Source organism: Pseudomonas sp. UBA6323 (assembly GCF_002439135.1).
Lineage (GTDB): Bacteria > Pseudomonadota > Gammaproteobacteria > Pseudomonadales > Pseudomonadaceae > Aquipseudomonas.
In genome coordinates this window covers 139,072-149,316 of record NZ_DJSX01000015.1, presented here as the reverse complement: position 1 = coordinate 149,316, position 10,245 = coordinate 139,072, and the positions used below count along the sequence as shown (strand labels likewise).

The 10,245-nt window shown below is 60.1% G+C and carries 9 protein-coding genes; 2 read left to right on the top strand and 7 right to left on the bottom strand.

What is annotated here, in order from left to right; genetic code table 11:
• The 3 genes from pilO to B3P22_RS04715 all read right to left on the bottom strand — a co-directional run.
• The coding region (pilO, locus tag B3P22_RS04725; protein ID WP_296270092.1) for a type 4a pilus biogenesis protein PilO at window positions 1-612 on the bottom strand (612 nt) is incomplete at its 3' end.
• The gene (gene pilN / locus B3P22_RS04720) at window positions 609-1,181 is read right to left on the bottom strand and encodes a type 4a pilus biogenesis protein PilN (protein WP_275545494.1); all 573 of its coding nucleotides are present in this window, start codon (window positions 1,179-1,181) and stop codon (window positions 609-611) included. The genes pilO and pilN, both read right to left, overlap by 4 nt.
• Window positions 1,181-2,245 (bottom strand): pilus assembly protein PilM, encoded by a 1,065-nt coding sequence (locus tag B3P22_RS04715; protein ID WP_197856971.1) that lies wholly within the window; start codon window positions 2,243-2,245, stop codon window positions 1,181-1,183. The genes pilN and B3P22_RS04715 overlap by 1 nt, the downstream gene beginning before the upstream one ends.
• 184 nt (window positions 2,246-2,429) lie before the next feature.
• On the opposite strand from B3P22_RS04715, the gene B3P22_RS04710 reads away from it, so the two are divergent.
• On the top strand, window positions 2,430-4,838 hold the full coding sequence (locus tag B3P22_RS04710; protein WP_419096411.1) for a penicillin-binding protein 1A: 2,409 nt from the start codon (window positions 2,430-2,432) through the stop codon (window positions 4,836-4,838).
• A 214-nt stretch (window positions 4,839-5,052) separates the two neighbouring features.
• Window positions 5,053-6,278 (top strand): IS3 family transposase gene (locus tag B3P22_RS04705; protein ID WP_296270090.1). Its coding sequence is split into 2 segments (ribosomal slippage): window positions 5,053-5,401 and window positions 5,401-6,278, totalling 1,227 coding nucleotides; the frame shifts between segments, so codons are not numbered across the junction.
• Between the two features lie 61 nt (window positions 6,279-6,339).
• Here B3P22_RS04705 and B3P22_RS04700 read toward each other — a convergent pair.
• From B3P22_RS04700 to rpmE, 4 genes are all read right to left on the bottom strand, one after another.
• On the bottom strand, window positions 6,340-7,608 hold the full coding sequence (locus B3P22_RS04700; RefSeq protein ID WP_197856969.1) for a malic enzyme-like NAD(P)-binding protein: 1,269 nt from the start codon (window positions 7,606-7,608) through the stop codon (window positions 6,340-6,342).
• A 104-nt stretch (window positions 7,609-7,712) separates the two neighbouring features.
• A complete protein-coding gene (locus B3P22_RS04695) occupies window positions 7,713-9,149 on the bottom strand; it encodes a M48 family metalloprotease (protein ID WP_296270089.1) in 1,437 nt (478 codons plus the stop codon).
• On the bottom strand, window positions 9,146-9,946 hold the full coding sequence (locus B3P22_RS04690) for a thermonuclease family protein (protein ID WP_296270088.1): 801 nt from the start codon (window positions 9,944-9,946) through the stop codon (window positions 9,146-9,148). Before B3P22_RS04690 ends, B3P22_RS04695 begins: the two co-directional genes overlap by 4 nt.
• A gap of 26 nt (window positions 9,947-9,972) precedes the next feature.
• Window positions 9,973-10,185, bottom strand: a complete 213-nt coding sequence (rpmE, locus tag B3P22_RS04685; RefSeq protein ID WP_003459015.1) for a 50S ribosomal protein L31 — start codon at window positions 10,183-10,185, stop codon at window positions 9,973-9,975.
• Window positions 10,186-10,245: the final 60 nt, after the last annotated feature.

Sequence of the window (10,245 nt, the reverse complement as noted above, 5' to 3'; positions counted from 1 at the left end):
CCCCTTATCATTATAGCGATAGGTCTTGGCCATAATTTGCATATTCAGGCGACTCGAACTTTCTGCACTAGCAGGCGCCAACTGGAAGTCATGCAGAGTAACAATCCGTGGCAGACTGGCAACGCCACTGACGAAGGTTGCGAGATCGTGATACCCACCTGTGACCTTTATCTGGATAGGCAACTCGATATAAAACTGCTGAGCCACTTCAGGTAGAAGTTTGATTTCTTCAAACTCCAACCCGCTACCCAAACCAGTTCTGGTAATGTCTTCCAGCAAACCCGGCACCTCGGTATCGCTCGGCAACTGACGCAACAGGGCGCCGAATGACACCTCCATTTCTTGCATTTGCTCTTTGTAAGCTTCCAGATTAGCGGCCTGGAAAGCTTTACTGGTGAACTGTTCCTTTAGCGTTACCTCTTCCCGCTGACGCTGCTCCAAAATGCTTTGCAGGTCCTTGAGATGGAATTGGTAGCCCAGCACCAAAACGATAATCAGCAATAACAGACCAGCAATAAACTTGACGGCAGCCGGCCAAGAGCCGACGTTATTCATGTCGAGGTCATTGACATCGATGCTACGCAGGCTGTCCAGAGAAGTTTTGATACTCATTGCGCCGCCTCCGCTTTTTCCTGATCAGGCTGCGTTTGCTGAACCGTCAACTGAAATACATTCGCCTGATCCAGAGCCCCCGCCGTGACAGCCTTTACTTCTGTCAGGTTGGGAGCGGCCAGCCACTCGGAACCATCTAGATTGCGCATAAGGTTTGAAACTCGATTGTTGGACTCGGCAGCGCCGACAATCGCAATGTTCTTACCGGTCATTTTGACATTGGTGAAGTACACGCCATCCGGCAACGTCCGAACCAACTGGTCGAACACACGGCCAATAATCGGTCGATTGCCCTGAAGATCCTGAATAATCTTCATACGTTCCAACAATTGCTGGCGGCGAGTTTTCAGCTCACTGATTTCCTTGATACGCGCATCCAGAACGGCAATTTCTTTTTTGATGAAATCATTGCGGGCGCTCTGATTACTGATCGCAGCGTTAAGCCACTGATCGCCAAGAAACACCAAGCCAGCTGCAACGATGAAAACCCCGGCAAGACTTACCAGAAACCGCTGCTTGCGCTCTTCGCGCAGCTGTTCGCGCCAGGGGAGTAGGTTAATCCGCGCCATCAGTCGAAACTCCTCATCGCCAGACCACAGGCAATCATCAGTGCCGGCGCATCACTGGCCAACGCGCCGGCGTTGACCTTGCTGCTGAGCGCCATATCGGCAAAGGGATTGGCCACTAGCGTCTGCGTACCGATCTTCTGCTGGATCAGCCGATCAAGATCGGGGATGGACGCGGTACCGCCAGCCAGGAGGATGTAGTCGACATCGTTGAACTGCCCAGCGGCGAAGAAGAACTGCAGCGAGCGCGAAACCTGCTGAACGACAGCCTCTTTGAACGGTTGCAACACTTCACTGTCATAGTCGTCTGGAAGCCCCCCCTGCTTCTTGGCAAGGCCAGCTTCCTCGACGGACAGACCATAGCGACGCTGGATTTCCTCGGTCAGTTGTCGACCGCCGAAAAGTTGTTCACGGGTATAGATGGTACGACCGTTGTGCAGAACGCTGAGCGTGGTCATGGTGGCACCGATATCGACCACCGCGACCGTCAGTTCGTCATGCCCACCGCCCAGCTGCGCCTCCAGCAGACCGTAGGCGCGCTCCAGCGCGTAGGCCTCGACATCGACCACCTTCGCAGTCAGACCGGCGAGCGCCAGCGCCGCCTCACGGACTTCGACGTTTTCCTTGCGGCACGCAGCCAGCAACACCTCGACCCGCTCGGGGTTGCGCGGCGCCGGGCCCTGCACCTCGAAATCGATGGCGACTTCTTCCAGCGGATAAGGGATGTACTGGTCGGCCTCGATCTTCAGCTGGTTTTCCAGGTCATCCTCGGAGAGCCCGGCTTCCATTTCGATGGTCTTGGTGATGACGGCCGAACCGGCAACGGCAACGGCCGCTGTCTTGACGCCGCTCTTGGCCTTGGCCAACACGCGGGAGAGCGCCTGACCGACCCCCTCCAGCTCGGCGATGTTCTTCTCGACCACTGCATTTGCCGGGAGTGGCTCGACTGCATATGCCTCTACCTTGTAGCGGCTTCCCGAGCGACTCAGTTCGAGGAGCTTGACCGAAGTCGAGCTGATATCGATCCCCAGCAGCGTATTCGCTTTCTTAGTGAAGAGCCCTAGCACGACCGTTTTCCTATTGGCATCCGCGACTTACGGACTATTTATGTTTTTCCACATTAAATATCAGTCTTGACAGAAGCGCAAATGGCTCCCCGGGAAAAAAAACGCTTATAATGTGATCAGCTTTTCCCTTTGAGCCACGGCTCCTGCTTAACTCATTCTTTTACTTGGAATTCCGAACATTTTGATACGCCTGCTGAAGTTCATCTGGTGGTCTTGCGTTGCCGTTTTTTGTGGGCTGCTGCTCAGTTTCAGCGGTGCGTTCCTTTATCTTAGCCCGACGCTTCCGTCCGTCGAATCGCTGCGCCAGGTTCAGCTGCAGATCCCCCTGCGCGTCTACAGCAGCGATGCCAAGCTGATCGCCGAGTTCGGCGAGATGCGCCGCTCGCCCATTCGCTTCGACGAGATCCCCAAGGAATTCATCAGCGCCCTGCTGGCAGCAGAAGACGATAATTTCGCCAATCATTATGGCGTCGATGTGACCAGCCTGATGCGCGCTGCCACGCAATTATTGAAAAGCGGTCAGATTCAGAGCGGCGGCAGCACCATCACCATGCAGGTGGCGAAGAACTTCTTCCTCACCAGCGAGCGTAGCTTCTCGCGCAAAGCCACCGAGATTCTCCTGGCGCTGCAGATCGAACGTGAGCTGAGCAAGGACGAGATCCTCGAGCTCTACGTCAACAAAATCTATCTCGGCCACCGCGCCTATGGCATCGAAGCCGCCGCGCAGGTGTATTACGGCAAGTCGATCCGCGATCTGAACCTGGCGCAGATGGCGATGATCGCCGGCCTGCCGAAAGCGCCTTCGCGCTACAACCCACTGGTCAACCCGACGCGCGCCAAGGAGCGCCGCGACTGGATCCTCGGCCGCCTGTATCGCCTCGGCCGTATCGATCAGGCCAGCTATGAGCAAGCGCTGGCCGAAGAAGTCGACGCACGCTACCACGTACCGACCCCCGAACTCAGCGCGCCTTATATAGCAGAGATGGCACGGGCGGAGATGGTCGGGCGCTATGGCAGCGAGGCCTACACAGAGGGCTTCAACGTCACCACTACGGTGCCCAGCCACCTGCAGGAAGTGGCCAACACCGCGTTGCGTGATGGGCTGATCGCCTACGACCAGCGCCACGGCTATCGCGGCCCCGAAAGCCGCCTACCAGGCATGACCCGCGAAACCTGGCTCAGCGAACTGGGCAAGTTCCGCAGCATCGGTGGCCTGGAGCCTGCCGTGGTGACCCAGGTCGAGAAGAGCGGCATCCTCGTGCTGACCCGCGACGGCGAAGAGCAGGCCGTGTCCTGGGACAGCATGAAATGGGCGCGCCCCTTCCTCAATACCAACAGCCTGGGCCCGCGTCCGCAGCAGCCCGGCGATGTCGCCAAGGTCGGCGATATCGTGCGCGTGCAGCGCCAGGAGGATGGCAGCCTGCTCTTTACTCAGGTGCCGGCGGCGCAAAGTGCGCTGGTTTCCCTCGATCCTTACAGCGGCGCCATTCAGGCACTGGTCGGCGGCTTCTCCTTCGACCAGAGCAACTACAACCGCGCCGTGCAGGCCAAGCGTCAGCCAGGCTCCAGTTTCAAACCCTTCATTTATAGTGCGGCACTCGATAGCGGCTATACCGCGGCAACCCTGGTCAACGATGCGCCGATCATTCTCTCTGACGACTACCTGTCGCAAAAGTGGCGGCCGAAGAACGACAACAACACGTTCCTCGGCCCGATCCGCATGCGCGAGGCGCTGTACAAATCGCGCAACCTGGTGTCGATCCGCCTGCTGCAGGACATGGGTATCGACCGCAGCCTGCGCTATATCGAACGCTTTGGCTTCGCTCCGCAGGACCTGCCACGCAACCTGTCGCTGGCCCTCGGTACGGCAAGCCTGACGCCGATGGAAATCGCCGAAGGCTGGGCCACCTTTGCCAATGGTGGCTACAAGATCGAGCCCTACCTGATCGAACGCATCGACGACCGCAACGGCAAGCCGCTGTTCCGCGCCAACCCGGCGCGCGTCCCTGGCAGCGAGCCGACCGACGAGAACGCCAACCTGACGGTGAACGCGGTTGACGACCTGCCCCAGGAAGATCCCAAGGTCGCCGAGCAGATCATCGACGAGCGCACGGCCTACATCATGACCAGCATGCTGCAGGACGTGATCAAGCGCGGTACCGGCCGCCGCGCCCTGGCGCTGGGACGCAACGACCTGGCAGGCAAGACCGGCACCACCAACGAGTCCAAGGACAGCTGGTTTTCCGGCTACAACGCCGACTACGTGACCACCGTCTGGGCCGGCTTCGATCAGCCGGAGAGCCTGGGACGCCATGAATACGGCGGCACAGTGGCCCTGCCTATCTGGATGAACTACATGGGCCCGGTACTCAAGGATCGTCCAAGCCATCTGCCCAAGGAACCCAAGGGCCTGCTGACCCTTCGCGTCGATCCGGTCAGCGGTCGCGCCGCGGCGCCTGGGACACCGGACGCCTACTTCGAATTGTTCAAGAGCGAAGATTCACCGCCACCGATGAGCGAATTCGAACCGGGCATGGGCGCTCCTGGCAGCCCGCTGCCGGCTGACGAGATGGCGCCGATCGATCTGTTCTAGAGAAGCAGCCACAAGCTGCAAGCCTCAGGCGCCAAGTAGAAGCGGCGCGGGGAGCACTTGGGATACCGGCGCTACGATCATGCGCCGGCGGCGATTTTTCTCTTGCTGGCAGCATGAGGCTCAATAAAAAAACCCGCCGCAGCGGTTTTTTTTATTTCCATTGTCCCGTCCTGAATAAGGTTTACACCTTTCGCCCGAGACTCTGGAGGTTTCGATGGAGCAAGGTGTTAAGCGTACGCAGCGTGATTATTCGCTGACTTTTAAATTGGCCGTGGTCGATCAGGTCGAAAAGGGCGAGTTGACCTACAAGCAGGCCCAGGATCGGTACGGCATCCAAGGCCGGTCCACCGTTTTGGTATGGTTGCGTAAGCATGGTCGACAGGATTGGAGCCAGGGGGCCTCGGTTCGAGCCGACAGGTGTCAAGCCGTGACTGATCCCAAAGACCTGACGCCAGAGCAACGCATCAAGGAGTTGGAGCAGCAACTGCAGTTCATGAGCCAGAAGGCTCAATTCTTTGAAGCTGTGGTCGATGTGCTGAAGAAGGATTACGGTGTTTCGATCGTAAAAAAGCGACCCGGCAAGTCCTCTCGCAAGAACAAATCCAAGGGCTGACCGTCGTCAGGGCTTGCCAGTTTCTCTCCATCAGCCGCCAGGCTTACTACAAGCGCAACCGTGTTGCTGATCTGCGCCATAGACAGGGTGAGCAGGTCGCGCAGTACGTCAGTTTCATAAGGCTGCGCCAGCCGCGGATCGGCACGCGTAAGCTGCACCATCTTCTGCACAACCAGCCCAATGACAGCCTGAAGGTAGGCCGTGATCGACTATTTACGATCCTGACCGAACGTCGCCTGCTGGTTGTACCCAAGCGCGCATATCACAAGACCACGCATAGCTTTCATCGTTTCTATCGGCATCCGAACCGGCTAAAAGCGGGTCCCGATCAAGTTACTGCGGCAGCGCCCGAGCATGTGTGGGTGGCGGATATTACGTATCTACCGGCGCGCAGTGGCCCTTTGTATCTGAGCTTGGTCACTGACACTTACTCACGGAAGATCGTCGGTCATCACGTCCATGAGGGTTTGCATGCCGAGTCTGTGGCCGTCGCCTTTCGACACGCACTGCACGGACGTCGGACTAACCAAGGGCAAGGGCTTGTCCATCACTCTGATCGTGGCATCCAGTACTGCTCGGCGCTTTATCAGGCACTGCACAAACGTCATGGTGTGCAGTGCTCGATGACCGACGGCTATGACTGCTATCAGAACGCGCTGGCAGAACGGATCAATGGAATCTTGAAAAACGAACTGCTACTACAGAGCCCCGATGATCTGGAACAGGCTAGGTCAATGGTTAGCGAAGCCATCAGGATCTACAACACGGAGCGGCCGCATATGGCTCTGAAATACAAAACGCCCGATGCAGTGCATCGGGCGTTCTAGGTACCGCAAATCTAGCTGAAACGGTGTAAACCTATTTCAGGACTAGACACATCCGAACGGCTTAGCCGTTGAACACGTCATCCACCGACTTCAGCGGATAGTGCTTCGGATAGGGCAGGGTCGCCACACCGGATTCGATGGCGGCCTTGGCCACGGCATCGCAAACCACGGTGATCAGACGCTGATCCATCGGCTTCGGAATGATGTACTCACGGCCGAACGACAGTTCGATGCCGCCGTAAGCGTCGCAGACGTCCTGCGGCACCGGCAGCTTGGCCAGGTCGCGCAGCGCCAGGGCAGCGGCGATCTTCATTTCTTCGTTGATGCGAGTGGCGCGTACGTCCAGGGCACCGCGGAAGATGAAGGGGAAGCCCAGCACGTTGTTGACCTGGTTCGGGTAGTCGGAGCGACCGGTGGCCATGATCACGTCGCCACGGGTCTCGTGCGCCAGCTCCGGCTTGATTTCCGGATCCGGGTTGGAGCAGGCGAAGACGATCGGGTTGGCCGCCATGCGGTTAAGGTCTTCCGGGCTCAGCAGGTTGGCACCGGACAGGCCAACGAACACGTCAGCACCATCGAGAGCGTCGGACAGCGTGCGCTTGTCGGTCTCGGTGGCGAACACGGCCTTGTACTGGTTCAGGTCATCGCGACCGGCATGGATCACGCCCTTGCGGTCGATCATGAAGATGTTCTCGACCTTGGCACCCATGCTCACCAGCAGCTTCATGCAGGAGATGGCGGCTGCACCGGCGCCCAGGCATACGATCTTCGCCGCTTCCAGGGTCTTGCCGGCGATTTCCAAGGCGTTGAGCATGCCGGCGGCGGTCACGATCGCGGTGCCGTGCTGGTCATCGTGGAATACCGGGATATCGCACTGTTCGATCAGCGCGCGCTCGATCTCGAAGCACTCGGGGGCCTTGATATCTTCCAAGTTGATGCCGCCGAAGGTGATCGAGATGCGCTTTACGGTGTCGATGAAAGCCTGCGGACTTTCCGAATCGACTTCGATATCGAACACGTCGATACCGGCGAAACGCTTGAACAGCACGCCTTTACCTTCCATCACCGGCTTGGAAGCCAGCGGGCCGAGGTTACCCAGACCGAGAATGGCGGTACCGTCGGAGATAACGGCGACCAGGTTGCCTTTACCGGTGTAACGGTAGGCCAGCTCGGCGTCACGCGCGATTTCGCGTACCGGCTCGGCAACGCCCGGGCTGTAGGCCAGCGACAGGTCGCGGGCAGTGGCCGTGGCTTTGGTCAACTCGACGCTCAGCTTACCGGGGCGGGGCTGGGCGTGATATTCGAGAGCGGCAGTTTTTAGATCTGACATAGTGGCATTTCCGCTTTTGTTGGCTGTTGAACGGGCAGGCGGCCGAGGATACGCAAGTTGTATACACCTGCACAAGACCGTTCGGTCGCGATTGAAGCGCCGCGCTAGCGCAGCGTTTTCAGCCACTCGCCAGGGCGAGGTTCGCCGCTTGGGTAGAGCCCGTTGAGCAGTCGCAGCTGGGCCTCGCCATCGGTCGACAGCGGCAAATCCTTGGCCAGAGCGGAGAGGCTCTGGCCCGCCTTGGCCTTCACCAGATGCAGGCGCACCGGCTCGGCCAGCTTGCGTTCGCTCGCCTTCAGCGGCCGGTAACTGCGGATGACGTCGAGGAAGCGCTGATCCTCGGTTTCCAGCGAAGCGCGCCCTTTTACCGCTGCCACGAACAGGTACGCATTGTCGCCTCGATAGATCACCGCAACACGCCGCGCCGACTGCCCCTGCAACACCGCTGTATAGCCTTGCAGTGCCCCCAGGCGCAGGTCTTCGCCAGCAACCAGGCGCTGATTGCCAGCGCGCTTGCGCAGGAATTCGGCAGGCGAAAGCTGCTTGTCCGCCGCCTCCAGGGTCATTGCGATGAAGGCTTGCTCATCCGGGGTGTGACCGATCAGCACGTCGGGACGATTGACCAGCTGCCAGCCCTGCGGATAGCTCAGGGTGAAATCCAGCTCACCGTGATAGAAATTGCGTCCGCGGCGAATTCCGCTGGCGGCCGAATCTCCGAATACCAGGCCGTCGAGCATCTGCAGAAAATTGTCCCGGCCCACTTCCTGGTTACCACCGACCAGCGCCCGCGCCGGGCCGATCACTTCCTGCAGACGACGATCGTTGTCCGGGTGGGTGTCGAACAAGCCGTGATAGCTGCTCGCTGACGGCGCTTCGCCGCGCCTGGCGGCCTGCTCGCGGGCGAAATCCTCCTGCCCCTTGAGCACCTTGACCACTTCGATCATCGCCTGCGGGTCATAGCCCCCGCGCGCCAGGTATTGCGCGCCCAGGCCATCGGCCTCCAGCTCCATGTCGCGGCCGTAGCCGCGCACGAAGGCGTTGCCCATGGCACTGGTCAGATCGCCCACCGCGCCCACACCGGTGCCGATGGCCGCGGCCTGGCCGAGCAGCCCCCAGGCCGTGGACTGGCTCTGCTGGCGCACGCTGTGACGGGCCGTCACGTGACCGACCTCATGGCCCAGCACGGCGGCCAGCTCCGCCTCCGAGTTGAGGTAGGCCAGCAGGCCACGATGGATATAGATGTAGCCACCCGGAAGCGCGAAGGCGTTGACGTCCGGACTGTCCACCAAGGTGAAGACGTAGTTGAGCTGATTGCGATGACTGCTGCGCGCCACCCGCTCGCCAACGCGCTGGATGTAGGCCTGCAGCTTGGCATCCTCGTAGCGCGGGTATTGTTTGAGGACTTCCTGGTTGTAGCGCGCACCGAGATACAGCTCCTGGCGCTCGCTCATCATCACGAAGTCGGTACGACCGGTCGCGGGATTGACCGCGCAACCGGCCAACCAGCTGCAGAACAGACACAGCATCAATGCACGAATCATGGCAACACCTCCAGCATCGCCGTATGGGTAAGCGGCAGCATCCAGCGCGCCTGCCCGGATTTCAAACCACCGCGGCTCTGCCGGTCGATGACCCAGCCACGCGCCTCCACCCGCCGCCCCTTGAGTTTCTGTAAGGCAGGCACGTCGAACTCGCCGAGCAGCTCGGGCGACACGCGCAGGACTCGACCGCCATCGAGATCGAGCCACAGGCCGCCACGATTGCGCTGCACGCCGACAACCCGGCCGCCGAGCAGGGCGAAGCCGCCTCCCTGCAACTGGCCAGCCGTCTTCACCTGCTCGTCACGCCACACGCCGAGGCGCTTGCTGCGCGCCTGGCGCTCGGCCTGTGCCTGGCAGGTCGCCAGCGCAGCATTGGGCGCCACCGCAACCATGAAGCCGAGGCCTTCCCCGAGCAGTTGCGCTTCGAGATTACGCCCCTGGCGGTCGTAAAGATGGGCCAGGGTGCGGCCGTAGCGGTCCTTGCGCTGCTCGCCGTAGAGCAGGCCGACGCGGCCATCGCTGGCGTCGACCAGCGCCTGCAGACGACGCTTGGCCTGCACGGCATAAGGCTCGTCGCTGCGCCCCTTGCGCCCCAGTTCGGGTGTATTGATGCCGATCAGGCGAATGCTGCGGCCGTCGGCCAGGCGCACGGTATCGCCATCGACCACCTGGCGCACGACGACCTGAGCCAGATCGGCGCGCAGCGGACAGAAGGCCTGCGCCAGTTCGACGCAAAGCAGAGAAACGAAAAAGGCGCCCACCAGGGACGCCTTTTTCAGTAGCACGGAGTGGCGCATGCCAGATTCCGTTTCGATTCGGCCGCTTACTTGGCGCCGAATACGCCGAAGCGCTGCTTGAAGCGATCGATACGGCCGCCGGTGTCCAGCACTTTCTGCTTACCGGTGTAGAACGGGTGGCACTCGGAGCAAACGTCCAGGCTCAGGTTCTTGCCCAGGGTGGAGCGGGTCTTGATCACGTTGCCGCAGGAGCAGGTGGCGTCGATCTCAACGTAGTTCGGATGGATATCGGCTTTCATGGTGCTTTCCTCGGGGTAGTCGTGCCGCCACCCGACCAATGTCAGGCACCGCACAGAAAT

Excerpts from the sequence above, each read along its gene's own strand:
- B3P22_RS04700 (WP_197856969.1), bottom strand. The coding sequence starts at position 7,608 with ATGTCAGATCTAAAAACTGCCGCTCTCGAATATCACGCCCAGCCCCGC.
- B3P22_RS04695 (WP_296270089.1), bottom strand. The coding sequence starts at position 9,149 with ATGATTCGTGCATTGATGCTGTGTCTGTTCTGCAGCTGGTTGGCCGGT.
- rpmE (WP_003459015.1), bottom strand. The coding sequence starts at position 10,185 with ATGAAAGCCGATATCCATCCGAACTACGTTGAGATCGACGCCACCTGC.
- pilN (WP_275545494.1), bottom strand. The coding sequence starts at position 1,181 with ATGGCGCGGATTAACCTACTCCCCTGGCGCGAACAGCTGCGCGAAGAG.
- B3P22_RS04690 (WP_296270088.1), bottom strand. The coding sequence starts at position 9,946 with ATGCGCCACTCCGTGCTACTGAAAAAGGCGTCCCTGGTGGGCGCCTTT.